The organism is Thiothrix sp. UBA5583 (assembly GCA_002425225.1).
In the GTDB taxonomy this organism is placed as follows: Bacteria; Pseudomonadota; Gammaproteobacteria; order Thiotrichales; family Thiotrichaceae; genus Thiothrix; species Thiothrix moscowensis.
On sequence record DILV01000013.1, the window covers coordinates 52,177 to 69,066 of the forward strand.

General features: G+C 54.2%; 19 protein-coding genes. 15 read left to right on the plus strand and 4 right to left on the minus strand.

Annotated elements, in window-relative coordinates; all coding sequences use genetic code 11:
* Positions 1-5 precede the first annotated feature (5 nt).
* Positions 6-455 (plus strand): bactofilin family protein, encoded by a 450-nt coding sequence (locus tag B2U47_RS04385; RefSeq protein WP_296678844.1) that lies wholly within the window; start codon positions 6-8, stop codon positions 453-455.
* A gap of 70 nt (positions 456-525) precedes the next feature.
* Entirely contained in the window at positions 526-876 is a 351-nt protein-coding gene (gene erpA, locus B2U47_RS04390) for an iron-sulfur cluster insertion protein ErpA (RefSeq protein ID WP_296678842.1), read from the plus strand.
* A 60-nt stretch (positions 877-936) separates the two neighbouring features.
* Here the strand turns inward: erpA and ppc are convergent, their stop codons facing one another.
* Positions 937-3,753 carry a phosphoenolpyruvate carboxylase gene (ppc, locus tag B2U47_RS04395; protein WP_296678840.1) on the minus strand — a complete coding sequence of 939 codons (2,817 nt, stop codon included), beginning with the start codon at positions 3,751-3,753 and terminating at the stop codon, positions 937-939.
* A 233-nt stretch (positions 3,754-3,986) separates the two neighbouring features.
* Between ppc and B2U47_RS04400 the strand changes: the two genes are divergently transcribed.
* Positions 3,987-4,490 (plus strand): phasin family protein, encoded by a 504-nt coding sequence (locus tag B2U47_RS04400; RefSeq protein ID WP_296678838.1) that lies wholly within the window; start codon positions 3,987-3,989, stop codon positions 4,488-4,490.
* A 291-nt stretch (positions 4,491-4,781) separates the two neighbouring features.
* The gene (locus B2U47_RS04405) at positions 4,782-5,285 is read left to right on the plus strand and encodes a phasin family protein (RefSeq protein WP_296678836.1); all 504 of its coding nucleotides are present in this window, start codon (positions 4,782-4,784) and stop codon (positions 5,283-5,285) included.
* A 135-nt stretch (positions 5,286-5,420) separates the two neighbouring features.
* Here B2U47_RS04405 and B2U47_RS04410 read toward each other — a convergent pair whose 3' ends face one another.
* Both B2U47_RS04410 and smpB read right to left on the minus strand, forming a co-directional pair.
* Positions 5,421-6,059: a phosphoribosylanthranilate isomerase gene (locus B2U47_RS04410; protein ID WP_296678834.1), complete on the minus strand. Its 639-nt coding sequence runs from the start codon at positions 6,057-6,059 to the stop codon at positions 5,421-5,423.
* 3 nt (positions 6,060-6,062) lie between these two features.
* A complete protein-coding gene (gene smpB, locus B2U47_RS04415) occupies positions 6,063-6,542 on the minus strand; it encodes an SsrA-binding protein SmpB (RefSeq protein ID WP_296678832.1) in 480 nt (159 codons plus the stop codon).
* Positions 6,543-6,625: 83 nt separating this feature from the next.
* On the opposite strand from smpB, the gene B2U47_RS04420 reads away from it, so the two are divergent.
* The 3 genes from B2U47_RS04420 to B2U47_RS04430 all read left to right on the plus strand — a co-directional run bounded on the left by B2U47_RS04420 (position 6,626) and on the right by B2U47_RS04430 (position 10,443).
* On the plus strand, positions 6,626-7,789 hold the full coding sequence (locus B2U47_RS04420) for a UbiH/UbiF/VisC/COQ6 family ubiquinone biosynthesis hydroxylase (protein WP_296678830.1): 1,164 nt from the start codon (positions 6,626-6,628) through the stop codon (positions 7,787-7,789).
* Positions 7,790-7,810: 21 nt separating this feature from the next.
* On the plus strand, positions 7,811-8,713 hold the full coding sequence (locus B2U47_RS04425; RefSeq protein ID WP_296678828.1) for an alpha/beta hydrolase: 903 nt from the start codon (positions 7,811-7,813) through the stop codon (positions 8,711-8,713).
* Between the two features lie 95 nt (positions 8,714-8,808).
* Positions 8,809-10,443, plus strand: coding sequence for a bifunctional metallophosphatase/5'-nucleotidase (locus B2U47_RS04430; protein WP_296678826.1), 1,635 nt, complete (start codon positions 8,809-8,811; stop codon positions 10,441-10,443).
* Here the strand turns inward: B2U47_RS04430 and B2U47_RS04435 are convergent.
* A complete protein-coding gene (locus tag B2U47_RS04435) occupies positions 10,440-11,009 on the minus strand; it encodes a hypothetical protein (RefSeq protein WP_296678824.1) in 570 nt (189 codons plus the stop codon). The two genes, B2U47_RS04430 and B2U47_RS04435, sit on opposite strands and share 4 nt — an antisense overlap.
* Before the next feature lie 148 nt (positions 11,010-11,157).
* Here B2U47_RS04435 and B2U47_RS04440 point away from each other — a divergent pair, with 148 nt between their 5' ends.
* The 8 genes from B2U47_RS04440 to B2U47_RS04475 all read left to right on the plus strand — a co-directional run bounded on the left by B2U47_RS04440 (position 11,158) and on the right by B2U47_RS04475 (position 16,855).
* Positions 11,158-11,610, plus strand: coding sequence for a hypothetical protein (locus tag B2U47_RS04440; protein WP_296678822.1), 453 nt, complete (start codon positions 11,158-11,160; stop codon positions 11,608-11,610).
* An 8-nt stretch (positions 11,611-11,618) separates the two neighbouring features.
* On the plus strand, positions 11,619-12,962 hold the full coding sequence (locus tag B2U47_RS04445; RefSeq protein WP_296678820.1) for a flavin monoamine oxidase family protein: 1,344 nt from the start codon (positions 11,619-11,621) through the stop codon (positions 12,960-12,962).
* Positions 12,963-13,027: 65 nt separating this feature from the next.
* Positions 13,028-13,699, plus strand: a complete 672-nt coding sequence (locus tag B2U47_RS04450) for a response regulator (protein ID WP_296678818.1) — start codon at positions 13,028-13,030, stop codon at positions 13,697-13,699.
* Positions 13,689-14,933: a sensor histidine kinase gene (locus B2U47_RS04455; protein ID WP_296678816.1), complete on the plus strand. Its 1,245-nt coding sequence runs from the start codon at positions 13,689-13,691 to the stop codon at positions 14,931-14,933. The genes B2U47_RS04450 and B2U47_RS04455 overlap by 11 nt, the downstream gene beginning before the upstream one ends.
* 79 nt (positions 14,934-15,012) lie before the next feature.
* On the plus strand, positions 15,013-15,291 hold the full coding sequence (locus B2U47_RS04460) for a DUF1778 domain-containing protein (protein WP_296678814.1): 279 nt from the start codon (positions 15,013-15,015) through the stop codon (positions 15,289-15,291).
* On the plus strand, positions 15,292-15,792 hold the full coding sequence (locus B2U47_RS04465) for a GNAT family N-acetyltransferase (protein ID WP_296678812.1): 501 nt from the start codon (positions 15,292-15,294) through the stop codon (positions 15,790-15,792). It begins immediately after the preceding gene.
* A gap of 94 nt (positions 15,793-15,886) precedes the next feature.
* Positions 15,887-16,198: a hypothetical protein gene (locus B2U47_RS04470; protein WP_296678810.1), complete on the plus strand. Its 312-nt coding sequence runs from the start codon at positions 15,887-15,889 to the stop codon at positions 16,196-16,198.
* 3 nt (positions 16,199-16,201) lie between these two features.
* Positions 16,202-16,855, plus strand: coding sequence for a hypothetical protein (locus B2U47_RS04475; RefSeq protein WP_296688248.1), 654 nt, complete (start codon positions 16,202-16,204; stop codon positions 16,853-16,855).
* Positions 16,856-16,890: the final 35 nt, after the last annotated feature.

Genomic DNA, 16,890 nt, shown 5'->3' on the forward strand with positions numbered 1-16,890 from the left:
ACAGCATGTTCGGAAAAACTGCCAAGGGTTCCAGCGGCCCAGTCAGCGGCGGTGGTCACAACGACCAGAAAATTCGCAGCGCCAGGGTTGATACCCTGATTGGCAAGGGGACAACGATTGATGGCGACCTGCGTTTCTCAGGTGGTTTGCACGTGGAAGGTGTGATCAAGGGTAATCTGGTGGCAGATGGTGACGATGCAACCCTGATTCTGAGCGAGCATGGGCATATCCAGGGTGAAGTGCGGGTTCCCAGTATGGTGCTGAATGGCATGATCGACGGTGATGTTTTTGCCAGTGGCAAGGTGGAACTGTTTGAGAAAGCCCGCATCTGTGGCGACGTTTACTACAACTTGCTGGAAATGGCGGTGGGTGCGGAAGTCAACGGCAAACTGGTGCGCCAGAAACCGGATTCTTCGGCCTATAACGCCCCACGTGCAGCATCCGACAGCGAATAAGGATTCTTTGCTGCGTTACCCTGACGGTGGTAACGTAAGGCAATCGTGTTTTTGAGCAGGAGATTTTGTAATGACAGTTGAAACAGCTATTCCGGCTCCGCTGGTTTTTACCGATGCGGCGGCGACCAAGGTCAAGGCTTTGATTGAAGACGAAGGCAATTCCGCACTGAAGCTGCGTGTGTTTGTGCAGGGTGGTGGTTGTTCCGGCTTCCAGTATGGTTTCACGTTTGATGAAAACATGAATGATGATGACACTGCTGTGGAAAACTGTGGTGTCACTTTGCTGATCGACCCGATGAGCTTCCAGTACATGGTTGGTGCAGAGATCGACTACAGCGAAGGTCTGGAAGGAGCACAGTTTGTGATCCGTAATCCTAATGCAACGACGACTTGCGGCTGCGGGTCTTCCTTTAGCCCCTGAGTTGCACATCACTCCCTGAAAAAAGGCCGCATTTGCGGCCTTTTTTGTTTTTGCGGCTGGTCAACCCGTATTGCGCATTCCCGCTGCAATCGCATTGATGGTACGCAGCAAGGTCGGCAACCATGAGGAATTGGTATCGCCGGTCTGCTGGACATACTCACGATGCCGCCGGATCAGCACGATCTGGATGTGGTTGAGTGGGTCGAGGTAAGGGTTGCGGCGTTGTAAGGAATATTGCAGCAGTGGTGCTTCATCCATCAGAACCTGCAAGCGGGCAACCCGCAATACCTCATCGCGGGTCAATTCATATTCGGCGCGGATGTCGGCATAAATGGTCTGGGCATTAGCCTGATCGCGGGCAAGTGCCGCGTATTCGTGGGCAATATCCATTTCCCCCTTGTACATCGCCATCTGTACGTTGCCGAGCAGGGAGCGGAAGGCAGGCCATTCGTCGTACATGCGTTCCAGCAAGCCGCCATTGTCCGGGTGGGCTGCGCGGAACGCTGCCAAAGCCGTGCCGATACCGTACCAGGCAGGCAGGGTGTGGCGGGATTGTGCCCAGCCGAATACCCAGGGAATGGCACGGATCGAACTCTTGTCGCGCACGGTTTTCTTGCGGTGTGAAGGGCGGGAACCAATGTTGAGCAGGGCAATTTCCTGTACCGGCGTGGCTTCGTAGAAATAGTCCATCAGCCCCGGTGTGAGGTCGGTCAACAGGCGGTATTTTTGTTCACCACTGGCGGCAATGTCACTCATGGCAGCATGGAAGTCTTCCGGGTAGGAACCGCGCTTTTTCAGTAAGCCCACACTGGCTTTGAGCAAACCGGTTGTGCCTACCCCCAGCTCATACACGGCTGTTTCCACGTTACTGTATTTGGCTGCCAGTACTTCACCCTGTTCGGTGAACTTGATTTGCCCGTGTACCGTATCGGGTGGCTGGGCAATGATGGCTTCGTGGGTAGGACCACCGCCGCGCCCGACCGTACCGCCACGCCCGTGGAACAAGCGGCATTTGACGCCGAAGCTGTCGGTCAGGGCAATCACTTCCTTCTGCGCGTTGTACAGGTTCCAGTTGGAGGCGAGGATGCCGCCATCCTTGCATGAGTCGGAGTAACCCAGCATGACCTCCTGCATATTGCCGGAAGCGCTCAGGCAGGCGCGGTAGGCTTCATTTTCCAGCAAGTGGCTAAGTACATGGGTAATGCGCTTGAGGTCGTCGATGGTTTCAAACAAGGGTGAAATCTGGATGTGACAGAACAACTGGCGGTCTTGGTCGTAGCCAACCAGCCCGGCCATGTGTGCCAGCAGCAGCACTTCCATGATGTGACTGGCATGGTGGGTCATGGAAATGACGTAAGTACCAAAAATACCTGCGCCTGCTTCATTGCGCATTTCCAGCAGGGTATCAAAGATTTCCAGCGTTTCTGCGGTGCGGTCAGTCAGTTTGGGGCGGTGTGGCATCGGCAGGCGGGGGCGCAGGATCAGTTCCGCCAGCAGTTCCATGCGCTCGTTTTCTGGCAGTTCCAGATAGTTGTGGCATAGGCCGGAGAGCTGGAGGACTTCCGCCACGGTTTCGCTGTGGATGGTGGATTCTTGGCGGATGTCGAGTTTGTACAAACCAAAGCCGCACGTTTCGGCAAGGCGGATCAGGTCTTTCAGTTCGCGCCCGGCAATCACATGGTCGCCGTGACTGCGCAAGGAATCGCGGATCAGGTACAGCTCATGGATGAATTCACTCACGTCGCTGTAAGCATGATTGGCAAGGTTGGCATGTTCGTTTTGCAGGCGTTCATTCACCGTGCGGAGGGTGGCTTGCAGCTTGTGCAGCATGATGCTGAGCAGGCGGCGGTAAGGCTCCTGACGGAAACTTTCGCTGGCATAGTGGAAAACCACTTCACCCAGGCCAGTACGCTGGTTGGCCTCCTGCAAATAAGCGGCAAACTCGGGGGTGGGGGTAATGAATTCCAGCGAGTGTGACAGGATGGTACGCAGTTCCTTGGTGCGGCGGATGTATTCCTCCAGTGCCAGTTGCATCTGCATCCGAATCGCCTTGCGGGTCAGGGCAGGGGTGACGAACGGGTTGCCGTCGCGGTCGCCACCAATCCAGGAGCCGAAACGCAGGAAGCTGGGTACGTTGACCGCACCTGAACCGTAAGCAATACGGGCAGCACGCTCGAAGTAGCGGTATACCGTGGGGATGGCATCAAACAGCGATTCGCGGAAATAGTACAGGCCATAGCGGATCTCGTCTTCGACCGTGGGTTTGCGGGTACGTACTTCGTCAGTACGCCACATGAGCTGGATTTGTGCTTTCAGGTGGCGGATCAGGGATTCGCGTTCGCCGGGGTCTTGGGTGGTATCCAGTTGGTCGATGACCAGAAATATGCGTCGCTGGATTTCCATCATGGTGCGGCGGCGGGCTTCGGTCGGGTGGGCGGTGAACACCGGGGTGTAGCGCATGTTGTCGAGCAGGAATTGCAGATCATCTGCACTCATGTCTTCCTGTTGCAGTTCCATAATGGTGCGGCGTACCGAGCCTTTCCACAACTGGCTGTCAGGTTTGAGGATTTCGCGGCGGCGTTCACGGTGCTGGAAGTCTTCCTCGACGATATTGTTGAGGATGTAAAAAGTATTGAAAGCGCGGATGACCTTTTCCAGCATTTCCACATCCAGCCCGTCGATCAGGGTCATCAGTTCGCTGCGGGTTTCTTCGTCATTACCCTTGCGCAAACGGATGTAGCCGCGTCGCAGCTTTTCAACAGTAGCGTAGACGGTTTCACCCTCCTGCTCCTTGATGATTTCACCCAGTAGTTCGCCGAATTGGCGGATGTTTTCCTGTAACTTAACAACGTCGAAAGGTTTGTCTGATGTCGTCATGGCTTTGGCATCCCTGAGTGATTGCGGGTTTGGATTTGTCTACAAAAGTACTGGGATATTATGCCGTAACTGCCGCCAGCCTCAAAGTCAGATGACGGCATGATGAAATTTTGCTGAATTTGTGCGGTGCAGCAAAAAAGTGGTTGACATGCTTTCGAGAACCCGATATTGTGCACTGCATCAAATGCTGCAAAGCAGCAAAAACTGAACCGCTAACTTTAAGGAGATTTACCATGCAAAACGAAATGATGAACATCGTGAAGCAATTCAGTGACAGCGCTATGGCTTCTGCCAAGAAAATTGGCGAACTGAACATGAAAACCTTTGAAACCCTGGCTACCAAGCAAGCTGACCTGGTTAAGTCTTGCGTTGAAATGGGTACCAAGAACGCTGAAGCAGCAACCAAAGTTAAAGATATGGGCGAACTGAGCGCTCTGCAACAAGATGTTACTCGCACTTGTGGCGAAAAATGGGTTGCTAACATGCGCGAAGCCACTGAAATGCTGACTGCGGTTCGTGACGAACTGACAGCCATCATGGAAGAAGCTGCTAAATACACTCAAGCTGGTGCTGAGCAAGCAGTAGAAGCTGGCAAGAAAGCTGCAACTGAAGCTGTCGAAAAAACCACTGAAGCGGTTGAAAAAGCCACTGCTGAAGTCGTTGCAATGACCAAAGAAGCGGCTGAAAAAACTGTTGATGCAACCAAGCAAGCTGCTGCCAAAGCCAAAGCTGCGTAATTCTTGAGTTGATACCGATTTTAATCGGTGTGTGGGTCAGGGTGTAATTCCTCCTCTCCTCTCTGGCTATCTGACCCACCAATCCTTCATTGCCCGCTGTGACCCAGCGGGCAATTTTTTTTGTCTGGTAACACTCCGTTTCAACGTCAGATGACGGAAAGATGAAGTTTTATTATTTTTGTGCATCGCAACAAAAAAGTGGTTGACACGCTTTCGAGAACTCGATATTGTGCACCGCATCAAATGCTGCAAAGCAATAAAAATTGAACCGCTAATTTAAGGAGATTTACCATGCAAAACGAAATGATGAACATCGTGAAACAATTCAGTGACAGCGCTATGGCTTCTGCCAAGAAAATTGGCGAACTGAACATGAAAACCTTTGAAACTCTGGCTACCAAGCAAGCTGACCTGGTTAAGTCTTGCGTTGAAATGGGTGCCAAGAACGCTGAAGCAGCAACTAAAGTTAAAGATCTGAGCGAACTGAGCGCTCTGCAACAAGACGTTGCTCGCACTTGTGGCGAAAAATGGGTTGCCAACATGCGCGAAGCCACTGAAATGCTGACTGCGGTTCGTGACGAACTGACTGCCATCATGGAAGAAGCAGCCAAATACACTCAAGCTGGCGCTGAGCAAGCAGTAGAAGCTGGCAAGAAAGCTGCAACTGAAGCTGTCGAAAAAACCACTGAAGCCGTTGAAAAAGCTACTGCTGAAGTCGTTGAAATGACTAAAGAAGCGGCTGAAAAAACTGTTGACGCAACCAAGAAAGCTGCTGCCAAAGCCAAAGCTGCTTAATTCTTGAGTTGATACCGATTTTAGTCGGCGTGTGGGTCAGGGTGTAACTCCTCCTCCTCTCCTCTCTCTAGCTACCTGATCCACCAATCCTCCATTGCCCGCTGTAACCCAGCGGGCGATTTTTTTTGTCCACCCCTATTGGATAGCCAGCATGAAGGCGGCAACTTTGGCGGGATCCTTCACTCCTGGCGCACTTTCCACACCACTGCTGACATCTACTGCGTAGACCCGGCTGGTACGGATTGCTGCTGCCACATTTTCCGCTGTCAGGCCACCTGCGAGAATGATGGGTTTGTGGTAATCCTGTGGAACCTGTGTCCAGTCGAAGGTCAGGCCAGTGCCGCCCGCTGCGCCGGGGGCATGGCTGTCAACCAGAAAGCCTTGTGCATCGGGATAACGGTCGGCATAGGCGGTAAAACCTCCACTAGCAGCCAAGCCTTGCATACCCACCGCTTTCAGGTAGGGGCGGGAAAACTGACGGCAATACTCCGGTGTTTCCGAACCATGAAATTGCAAAACATCCAGTGGGACGGCAGCTAGCACGTCACGTACAAAACTTGCCTCAGCATCCAGAAACAAGCCTACGGTTGTGACAAAAGGGGGGGTTTGCTGGCAAATGAGAGCCGCCTGTTCGATAGTCAGGTTGCGTTTGCTTTTGGGGTAAAACACCAAGCCAATGGCATCAACCCCGGCATTGGCAACGCTTTGAGCATCAGTAGCCGAGGTGATGCCGCATACCTTGACCCGGTTGCGCATCGGTGCAGAGAGTTCCATGTGTTAACCCCGTTTCATGATCCGGTCTTTTTCACGTCCCCAGTCACGGGCCTTCTCGGTATCACGCTTGTCGTGCAACTGCTTGCCCTTTGCCAGACCGATTTCAACCTTGACCCGGTTGTTTTTCCAGTACATTGCCAGTGGCACAACGGTATAACCCTTGCGCTCGACCGCGTTGTTGAGGCGGATGATTTCATAGTCATGTAGCAACAGTTTGCGGGTACGGCGCGAGTCTGGAATGATGTGGGTGGAGGCCGACAGCAGTGCGCTAATCTGTGCGCCAAACAGGAATGCTTCACCTTTTTCCAGGATCACGTAACTGTCTTTCATCTGGATGCGCCCGTCACGCAGGCTTTTGACTTCCCAGCCTTGCAAGACCAGACCGGCTTCATAGGTCTGCTCAATGTAGTAGTCGTGGCGTACCTGCTTGTTGAGAGCGATGGTTTTACTGCCGGGGGTGCTTTTCTTTTTGGGTTTTGCCATGTTCGTGCAAATGCTGACGTAAAATATGGAATGATAACCGGAACGGCGTAGAATTGCAGGATTCCTTGAAGGAGGGTGTAACAATGCAATACGACGTTATCATCGCTGGTGGCGGCATGGTTGGTTCCACGCTGGCCTGTTTGCTGGGCAAATCCGGCAAGCGGGTGGCAGTGCTGGAAGCGCATCAGCCACCGCCGTTTTCCTCGTCTGGCCCTTACGACTTGCGGGTGTCTGCGATTAGCCGGGCTTCGCAGCGGGCACTGGCAGAAGCAGGGGCTTGGGAAGGGGTGGCGGCTCGCCGTAGCTGTGCCTATGAAGCGATGCAGGTGTGGGATGCGACGGGTGATGGGCAAATCCGTTTTGATGCGGCTGATATTGGCGAGCCGGATTTGGGACATATCGTCGAAAACCGTATCATCCAGCTTGCCCTGCTGGATGCCATCCAGAAGCTCGATAACGTTGACCTCTATTGCCCCGACAAGCTGGCAGGTTTCGCTGTGGATGACAATGCCGTAACCGTCACCTTGCACAGTGGCACAAGCCTGCAAGGACAACTGCTGGTGGGGGCGGATGGGGCGCAATCCAGAGTTCGCCAACTGGCAGGGATAGGTCTTGACATCAACGATTACGGGCAGAAAGGGCTGGTATGCGTGGTGCAAACCGAATTGCCTCATCAGGAAACGGCTTGGCAACGCTTCATGCCTTCCGGCCCGCTGGCGTTTTTGCCGCTGGGGGATGGCTCCTGCTCCATCGTCTGGACGCTGCCTGCGGATCGTGCCGATGCCTTGGTGCAAAGGGATGAAGCCGATTTCCGCCGTGAACTGGCACAAGCGCTGGATAGGCGGCTGGGTGAAATCACGGCAGTAGGTGAACGTGCCGCCTTTTCCCTGCGTGGGCGTCATGCCGAACCCTATATTCAGGAACGTGTTGCTTTGGTTGGTGATGCAGCTCACACCATCCACCCCCTGGCGGGGCAAGGTGTCAATCTCGGTATCAAGGATGCAGTGGGACTGGCAAGACAGTTGCAGGCCATTCACGGCGATGTCGGCAGCGTGAAAGTGCTGCGGGCGTATGAACGCGCCCGGCGCGGTGACAATATCCTTACCCAAAAAGCGATGGAAGGTTTCCGCCTGCTGTTTGGCAACACTCTGACACCTTGGAAAATACTCAGAAATGCTGGGTTAAATGTGGTTGACCGCATGGAATTCCTAAAATACCAGATCGCAAAACAAGCGATGGGCATCTGAACAACACCGGAGGAGGAGACAATGTTGAAAATTTCCCATATGACCGCAGCACTGACGCTGGCACTGGGCATGGCATTCAGTACGGCGCAGGCGGATGAAGTTACCGTCAAACAGGGCGACACCACCTTGCGTGGTGAGCTGACGCTGGCAGATGGCAAAACTGCCAAGGATGGGGTAGTCCTGCTGCTGCACGGCACGTTTGCCCACAACAAAATGGAAATCATGCAGGCGTTGGCTGACCTGCTCAAGGAAAAAGGCTACAACACGCTGGCAGTCAACCTCAGTTTCAGTGTAGACAAGCGCCCTTCCGACATGCTGGATTGCAAGATTGAGCACAAACACAAGCATGAAGACGCGATTGCCGAACTGGATACCTGGATGAACTGGCTGAAAGAGCAGGGTGCAAGCAAGGTAGTGGTGCTGGGGCACTCACGCGGTGGCAACCAGGCCGCCTGGTATGCAGCAGAAAAGGATTCCGCCCTACTAGACAAAGTGGTGGCAGTTGCCCCGGCTACCGCTGACCCGGACAAGGCCAGCAAGGAATACGAGGAACGTTACAAAAAACCGCTGGCAGACATTCTGGCAGAAGCGCAGAAACTGGTAGATGCAGGCAAGGGTGACACGGTGATGGAATTGCCGGGGCTGGTTTACTGTGAAAATGCCAAGGCTACCGCCAACAGTGTCATCGGTTATTACAAAACAGACGAACGCCGCAACACGCCCAATCTGTTGTCGAAGATCAAAAAGCCGATGCTGATCGTGATGGGGTCAGCGGATGAAGTAGTTGCTGATTTGCCTGCCAAACTGGAAGGTATCAAGCAGGAAAACCTTAAGCTGGAAACGGTAGAGGGTGCTGACCATTTCTTCCTTGACCTGTATGCCGATGAACTGGCAGACAAAGTGGTTGGCTTCGTCGGCTGGTAAATACCTAAAGTGGGAGGTAAGCTGTTGTTTGCTTCCCACATTTGTCGGGATTCCGCTACACTCTGATGGAACAAAAAAGCCAAGGGTTCCCGCAAATGAAAAAGTTACACCGTACCCTGTTGGGCATTTCTCTGTTGCTGAGTGTTGGTGCTTGTTCTCTCCTGCCAGACCAATGGGTTCCGGGGCAGCAAGTACCAGACGATGAAGAGGAACGCCCTCTGACCATCCTGGTCATTAACGACATTTACCGTCTCGACAACCTGCCGCATGTGCGCAGCCTGCGGGCTGAACTGGAAAAAAAGGAGGGTGATGTCCTGCTGTTACATGCAGGCGACTTTCTGTTTCCGTCCCTCCTGAGCCAGCGCTACAACGGCGAGCAGATGGTGAATGTCATGAATTATCTGGATGGTGACAGCCAGGCATTCGACCCCTACATGTTTGTCACGTTTGGTAACCACGAGTTTGAAAAGGGTAAGCTCAAACATGCCAACATGCTGCAAAGCCGTATCCGCGAATCACAGTTTGCCTGGCTGGGAACCAACATTGAGTTCCGGCAGGTGTCAGCGGGACGCAGCATCATTCAGGCTGACAACTTGCTACACTCGCAATTGCTGACCATCAAGGGCAAAAAGGTAGGTGTGGTCAGTGCTTCCACTGATGTGAAATCTGCCGAATACATTGCCCGTTTTACGCCGCCAGTCGATGCGGTACGCACGGCAACCCGGCAGCTACGCCAGCGAGGGGCTGAGGTGGTGATTGCCCTGACCCACCAGACTGTACAACAGGACAAGGAACTACTGGCAGCTTTGGGTGATGATGCTCCCGATCTGATTGCTGGTGGGCATGAACACGAACGTCAGGATCAGCAAGTCAACGGGCGGCGCATCGTCAAGGCGGATTCTGATGCCGCCAGTGTTGCGGTGGTACGTTTGCAACCGGGCAAGCCCGCGCAGGCTTCACTGGAATTTGTCGATTTGCCCGGCAAATACCTCCCGGATATGCTTGCCCAGCAACAGATTGCCCAATGGGATGCGCGTTTTGATGCAGAATTCTGTGCAGAAAAAGCTGACGCAGCGGGTTGCCTGAATGCCGTATTGGGTAAAACCCAGGTTGCCCTCAAAGGCGAAGAACTGACTATCCGCCGCTTTGAAACCAATCTTGGCAACTGGTTGGCAGATACTGCCCATGCGCAATTTGCGGCTGACGGGGCACAAATTGCCTTCCTCAATTCGGGTGGAATGCGCCTGAATCAGGACATCCCCGCCGGTAACATTACCCGTAAGCATATTGATACCCTGTTTGCTTACCCCACCCGTTTGTCGATGGTGCGCCTGACCGGCAAGCAGTTACAGGCAGTAGTCAACCGTTCCATCACCGACTGGACGGGCAACGGTCACTGGTTGCAGGTCAGCGGTTTTACTTTCCGTCATGACCCGGACAAGGGTACAGCAGAAAATCTCAGCCTGATTACTCCGCAAGGCATTCGCCCGGTCAAGCCGGATGACACTATTCTAGCAGTCGTCAATGACTATTTACTGGACAGTTCAGGTGATCAGGATGGCTATACCATGCTCAGCGAAAAGTTAATCGTTGACCCTGGCAAACCCCGCCCGGATTTGAAAGACTTGGTTGTGTCGGCATTGCAGCGAAGCAGTGGGCAAGGCATTGCCCCTCAAGTTGAAGGGCGGATCTGCAATACCCAGAAGAAAACATCCTGTCTGTTGGGTTAGGCGGGTTCCAGCATTCCCAGTCTTGCCAGCACTTTTTTGTAGGTGGTGAGAATTTCCGGCATCAGTACGCGCTGTATGTAGTCCAGCACCCATTTCTTGTCACGCGGCCCGAGGCTGTCGGCGACGAAATTACCGAACGCCAGACTCATGGAAAATCCTGGTTCTTGCCCAACTTTGCCCCATGTGGTTTCTGCGTAGTCAGACATGCGTTGGTTCAGCTTGTTGATGAACGGATTACGGTAATCGCCGGGGCCGCCGAAATCACGCGCATTGTCTTGCACATGGTCGGCAATTTTCAGTGCAAAGGTCGTGACCAAATGGGCACGGTCTTCGTCGTTCATCACCTCGTGCGAAATGCGGTCGAGGACGTGAATCATGAAGGCCATGATTTCCTCCATTACCATCACGCGCTGCATTTGGGTATCGGTCTGGAAATTCTCGTTCTCGATTTCCAGCAGGGCTTTCATACCGATTTTCCAGGCGTTGAAGGCCAGCACGCTGACGGTTTCTTCCAGCGAAACTTCACGTTCCTGCTTGTTCCATTTGGTGTTTAGGCGAATGCGCACGGGGGTTCCTCTCTCAAAACTGTGTGTGGCGCATTATAGGGGCAGGCCATGCAGAAATGCGAATTACCCGCGAGACTTTACCACAGGCTGGTATCGTTGCCGCTGGTAGTGCTATGGTTGCTCAACGTATTCGCTTAGGAAATAATCCATGCGCCGCTTTGACCTCCGTTACCTTGCCCATATCAGCACTATTGCCACCGCCCTTGTCGCGGTATTGGCATTAGTCATTGCCATCTGGCAGATCAAGGCAGCGGAAAACATCCAGCGTGAAGCCTCTGCCCGCGAAGCCTTCAAGGAATACCTCAAGCTCGCCATCGACAAGCCCGATTTCGCCAATGCCCAACCCAGTGAAAACAAGGGAGCGAAGTCCGGCTATGAATGGTTCGTGACCTATTTCCTCTACAGTGCGGAACAGATTTACACAACCTATCCTGATGACCCGCAGTGGCACAAAGGTTTGGCAGCGGAAGTCTGTTACCACGAACTTTACTTGTCGGGCGAGGAATACCAAACAGCGGTCAAGCTCCAACACGATCCTGAGTTTGCCGCGTTTGTAGATGCTGCGTTGAAAACCTGCCCCCAGCAACAGGAGCCGAGGTAACAAACCCTATGAGTCGCAGAAAATTTTTACAACAGATTGCCGGTTTGTTGGCAAGCACTAGTGTTGTGCCGCTGTCCGCTGCCCCCGCCAAACGCATTGTGGTAGTTGGCGCAGGTATCGCCGGTCTGACTGCCGCGCAAACCCTGCGTCAACAAGGGCATTCCGTGACCGTTGTGGAAGCACGCGACCGTTTGGGCGGGCGTTTGTGGACGAGCAACCGCTGGCAGCAGATGCCCGTAGACCTTGGTGCAACCTGGATTCACGGTGCAAAAGACAACCCCTTATCCGCTTTGGCTGACCGCATCGGGGCAAAGCGTTTGATTACCCGTTATGCAGAAACCACCACCTACAACACTGCTGGCAAACCCTTGAACAATGCCGAAAGTCGTCAGTTGGAGCAGTGGCAAGCGCGTGTCGACAACGCCCTGGAAGCTGCACAAAATGCTGACAGGGATCAATCTGTAAAAGCCGCTGTGGAAAAAGCCTTGGGCTGGAACAAACTGAAGGCAAACGAACGCCAACTGGTGCAGTTCATTTTGAACAGCACGCTGGAGCAAGAATACGCAGGCGGTATCCACGAGCTTTCTGCACACTGGCATGATGCAGCAGCGGCATTCAAGGGCGATGATGCGCTGTTCGCGGAGGGCTATCAGGTCATCGTCGGGCATTTGGCAAATGGGTTGGATGTGCGCTTGCAACACATCGTACAAAAGGTCGTATGGTCAGACAAGCAAGTAGCCGTGCAGACCGACAGGGGTGCGTTTCAGGCCGATCACGTCATCATCACCTTGCCGCTGGGCGTGTTGAAAAGTGGGCAAGTGACCTTTTCCCCGCCATTGCCTGCCCGCAAGCGGCAAGCTATTGCGGCATTGGGAATGGGGACGTTAAACAAGTGCTACCTGCAATTTCCCAAGGTTTTCTGGCCGCAGGATCAGGACTGGCTGGAATATATCCCCACCGAAGCAGGCGCATGGACAGAGTGGGTGAGCCTGACGCGGGTAGCGGGCTGGCCGGTGCTGCTGGGTTTCAATGCAGCGGAACGCGGCAAGCGCATCGAGCAATGGACAGACCAGCAAATCGTCGCTGATGCCATGCAAACCTTACGCAAGATGTTCGGCAACAATATTCCCGAGCCGGTGGATTACCAGCTTACCCGCTGGAATGCCGACCCGTATGCGCGGGGGGCGTATTCCTTCAATAGCGTGGGATCAACGCCAGCCATGCGTGACCATCTGGCGGAAAGTTTGGGCAAGACGGTGTTGTTTGCCGGGGAAGCTACCGAGCGCAAGCATTTCAGCAGTGTGCATGGGGCGTATCTGTCTGGTTTGCGGGCAGCCCAGCAAATTCTGTAGCGGGTCGTGCGCAAGATTTTGACGGATTCTGATGCAAATCATTACATCACAGTATGGGAGGCATAATGCGTATCCTGCTTGCTGAAGATCATACCGAACTCCGCGAAGCTATCGCCCGACGGCTACGCGCCCTCGGCAACAGTGTGGACGAAGTGTCCAGTCTCCGCGAACTCCGCACCCACCTGAACGGCGCACACTACGACGTAGGCGTGTTTGACCGCATGTTGCCCGATGGCGATTCCCTCACCTTGTTGCAAGCATTGCGCAGCACCGCCAACCGCACCCCGATTCTGTTACTGACCGCCCGCGATCGCATCGAAGATCGGGTGGAAGGTTTGCAGGTCGGTGCAGACGATTATCTGGTCAAACCGTTTGCAATGGATGAACTGATTGCCCGCATCAACGTACTGGCACGACGCGGCGAACCGTTACGCGATACCATCCTGCGGGTGGCTGATCTGGAAGTGGATAGCGGGCGGCATGAAGTGCGCCGTGGCGGTGTGCTGATTCCCTTACGCCCTAAGGAATACGCCGTGTTGGAACTGCTGGCAGTGCGTAACCGCCGCGCTGTGTCACGCAACGACATCCTCGAATACTGTTGGGATACGCTGGACAGTCCTGCCTCCAACGTTGAAGAAACCATTATTGCCTCACTGCGGCGCAAGCTGGGTGAACCTGCCCTGATCAAAACGGTGCGCGGTCACGGCTACAAGCTGGACGATGCCCATGAATGTTGACCCCAGCCAGCGGACGCGGCTGTTGCGGCTGGGTATTCCGCTGCTATTGGTATGGGGTATGGCATGGCTGTTGGGTATTGCCATCCTCGCCAAAGTCGCCATCGACCTGCGGGCAGAATTGCGCGAAACCGACCTTGATACCGAACTTGCCCTCTACGCCACCTCGGTGTATGGCTTGACGTGGTTTGATCAGCAAGGCAAGTTCCACGACGAAGTGTTGCGGTTGGAACACGATTTGTTGGATGCGCCGTATGACATCTGGGTCATCGAACCGGGAAACCCGCCCACCCGCCATTTCGCCCCAACTCGCCCACATTTCAACCTCACCAATTTCACCCAACTGCAAACTAGCGTGATGGGGCAAGGGCAGAAACTCTACCTTGATGGGCAGGATACCGACGGCAAGCCGTACCGACTGCACGCCATCCCCACCTTTCTGGATCAGGGTGACACCAGCACCCCCAAAGCCATGATCATTACCGTTGCCGACCCGACACCGGGGCAAGTGGCATATCAGGCATTCGTGCAGCGGATTGTTGGTGCAAGTGCCTTACTGGGCATCCTCGGTCTGCTGGTCGGGGTCGGGCTGACGGCGTGGAGTCTGCGCCCGGTACTGGCTGCGTTGCGTCAGCGCGAACGTTTCCTCGCCGCCACTGCCCACGAATTACGCACGCCGGTCGCCGCCTTGCGCAGTATTTGCGAATCCGCCCAGCGTGGCGACGAAGCCCCGCAACTCGCCTTGAGCCGCATGGATGGCTTGTTACGCAGTGCCACCCATACGCTCGAAGACCTGCTGCTATTTGCGCGGCTGGATGCGGGCGCAAGTCTGGAACGCCAACCTGTGCGGCTGGATTTGCTGGTCGAAACCCTGCTGCCCGATGACGATTCGGTAACGCTGGATGCGGCTGCGACGGTGGTCAATCTCGATCCCCGGCTGGTAACGGTGGCGGTGCGCAATCTGCTGGAAAATGCCCGCAAGCATGGTGTTGCCTCCGCTCAACCACACATCCACGTTACGGTGGCAGGGGTACAAGTCACGGTTGAAGATCAGGGCAAGGGCTTTGCTGCCGAATTGCTGGCGCGGCGGGAAACCGATTTCGTGCTGTCACCGACGCAAGGTGGCACGGGGTTGGGGCTGGCGATTGTGAACATGGTGGCGCGGCTGCATGGCGGGGCGTTGCGGCTGGAAAATCGCGTCGATGGTGGAGCGCGGGTGACGGTGAGTTTTGCGTGATTATATCATGCCGTTTGACAAACAAACCCTAAGCGCATAGGCTTTGTGGTGTCATTTTGTCACCGAGATAATGAATGCCATGCAAGCCGTCATGCCCAAAAACGAGCGCGTCACCGCCCGCATTTCCGAAGAAGTCAAACTGTTGTTAACCCAGGCAGCGGAGCTTTCCGGGGCAACGCTGAACCAGTTTCTGGTGCAGGCAGCACTGGAAAAAGCCCAACGCATGATTGAGCAGGAAAATATCATCCGCCTGTCGATGCAGGATTCTGTCTGGTTTTTTAATGCGCTGGATAATCCCCCCAAGCCTAACGCCAAACTGTTACAGGCGGTTGCCGCCCACAAACAGGGGTTGCGTTGAGTGAAGTGTGCTGTTCCTTTAAACAAATCCCACCAGCGGACGGCGTTTGATTGTGGCGATGCTGCCCTGAACCATTACCTACAAACTACCGCACGCCAGCATCAGGACAAGGGCATTTCCCGCACTTATGTGTTGGTGGATGAGGCACAGCCTGAACGGATTCTTGCCTATATGACACTGACGGTTTGCGAGGTGGTGGCGGAACAGTTGCCGCCGGAATGGGTGAAGAAGTATCCGACCCGTATCCCCGCTGCCAAGCTGGCGCGGCTGGCAGTCAGCAAGGATTGCCAACGCCAAGGTTATGGCGCGTATCTGCTGGTCGAAGCCATGCAAAAAACGCTGGATGTGAATGAGGCAATGGGGCTGGCGGGGCTGTTTGTCGATGCCAAACATGCAGCAGCGCGGCAGTATTATTTGCAGTTCGGGTTTCTGGCAGCACCGGATCAGCTTGAGAATTTGTTTATGCCGTTGAAGGCGATTCGGGCGAGTTTGGGGCGTTAAACGCATGACGCGGATAATGTGTTTCTTATCACGGTCGTCACTGTGCTAATTTATTAAACTTGCAAACAACCTAACTTCCCCAATGAGGCTTACGATGGACATAGTGGAATTAACCAATTTTGCGTGGAGTGCCATTGCGGGCGGTGTGGTTGGCAATGCGGCTTACGATGGCATCAAAGCACTGACGGGGGCGGGGTTTGCGCGGCTTTCCGGTTACACTGCCAACAACCAGCAAACTGAATTTGAGATTGCGCTACAGGCAATGCTGGAAACCAACCAAGCCTTACGCGATAGCCTCACGCAATTGGCGATGGGTGGTACGGGCGATATTAGCACCATTACCACGGGCAATATCTCGACCACGGGCGGTTCGGTGATTGTTGGCAATCGTAACAGTATAGGCTGAGACATGGAGGCATCCGGCATCCACACGGGCAATATCGCCACGGATGGCGGTCATGCAATTGTTGGCAACGATAACCAAATCATCCAAAACCTCTACCATTCCGCATCCTATCAAGCAATGGAAAGCCAGCGACAGAAGCTGCTAGAGCGTATACAAAAATACCCCGATGACTCAGACTTCCGGCAAGAGTTAGCACGATTGCTGCAACAGATGGAAGACTTCAAACGTGATGTGCTGAAGCTGGCGGAAGATTTCCAGCGCATCTCTCTCAACAGTGAGCGTCTGAAGTTAGCCAAGCAACATTTTGATGCGGGCGAATACGTGCAAGCGCGGGCGGTGCTGGACGCGGACAGTATCACCCAAGAGCAGGATGCACTTCTTACTGAACAGCAGCGTTTACAAGAAAAACAAGCAGCAATCACTGCCCAACTTGATGATAAAGCCAACGAATGGCTATTGAAGGCACACCTAACCGCAATTGACTACAGCTTGGGCGACCAACGCATTGCCCAAACCAGCAGCTATTTTGAAAAAGCACTCAAATCTGGCAGAACACCCGATCGCTTGTTTGATCCGGCCCAGCAATCTCCCAGTGTATTCGGAGAAAAACATAATCGGCTCATTATGTGTTTTGTGGTCTTAGCCGCGCAGAAGTGAGAACAAGGCATGTAACGCAGCTTGCCCCCGCTTCC

Bases quoted from the DNA above. Each gene is read 5' to 3' on its own strand.
- B2U47_RS04385 (WP_296678844.1), top strand. From the start codon at position 6: ATGTTCGGAAAAACTGCCAAGGGTTCCAGCGGCCCAGTCAGCGGCGGT.
- erpA (WP_296678842.1), top strand. From the start codon at position 526: ATGACAGTTGAAACAGCTATTCCGGCTCCGCTGGTTTTTACCGATGCG.
- ppc (WP_296678840.1), bottom strand. From the start codon at position 3,753: ATGACGACATCAGACAAACCTTTCGACGTTGTTAAGTTACAGGAAAAC.
- B2U47_RS04400 (WP_296678838.1), top strand. From the start codon at position 3,987: ATGCAAAACGAAATGATGAACATCGTGAAGCAATTCAGTGACAGCGCT.
- B2U47_RS04405 (WP_296678836.1), top strand. From the start codon at position 4,782: ATGCAAAACGAAATGATGAACATCGTGAAACAATTCAGTGACAGCGCT.
- B2U47_RS04410 (WP_296678834.1), bottom strand. From the start codon at position 6,059: ATGGAACTCTCTGCACCGATGCGCAACCGGGTCAAGGTATGCGGCATC.
- smpB (WP_296678832.1), bottom strand. From the start codon at position 6,542: ATGGCAAAACCCAAAAAGAAAAGCACCCCCGGCAGTAAAACCATCGCT.
- B2U47_RS04420 (WP_296678830.1), top strand. From the start codon at position 6,626: ATGCAATACGACGTTATCATCGCTGGTGGCGGCATGGTTGGTTCCACG.
- B2U47_RS04425 (WP_296678828.1), top strand. From the start codon at position 7,811: ATGTTGAAAATTTCCCATATGACCGCAGCACTGACGCTGGCACTGGGC.
- B2U47_RS04430 (WP_296678826.1), top strand. From the start codon at position 8,809: ATGAAAAAGTTACACCGTACCCTGTTGGGCATTTCTCTGTTGCTGAGT.
- B2U47_RS04440 (WP_296678822.1), top strand. From the start codon at position 11,158: ATGCGCCGCTTTGACCTCCGTTACCTTGCCCATATCAGCACTATTGCC.
- B2U47_RS04445 (WP_296678820.1), top strand. From the start codon at position 11,619: ATGAGTCGCAGAAAATTTTTACAACAGATTGCCGGTTTGTTGGCAAGC.
- B2U47_RS04450 (WP_296678818.1), top strand. From the start codon at position 13,028: ATGCGTATCCTGCTTGCTGAAGATCATACCGAACTCCGCGAAGCTATC.
- B2U47_RS04455 (WP_296678816.1), top strand. From the start codon at position 13,689: ATGAATGTTGACCCCAGCCAGCGGACGCGGCTGTTGCGGCTGGGTATT.
- B2U47_RS04460 (WP_296678814.1), top strand. From the start codon at position 15,013: ATGCAAGCCGTCATGCCCAAAAACGAGCGCGTCACCGCCCGCATTTCC.
- B2U47_RS04470 (WP_296678810.1), top strand. From the start codon at position 15,887: ATGGACATAGTGGAATTAACCAATTTTGCGTGGAGTGCCATTGCGGGC.
- B2U47_RS04475 (WP_296688248.1), top strand. From the start codon at position 16,202: ATGGAGGCATCCGGCATCCACACGGGCAATATCGCCACGGATGGCGGT.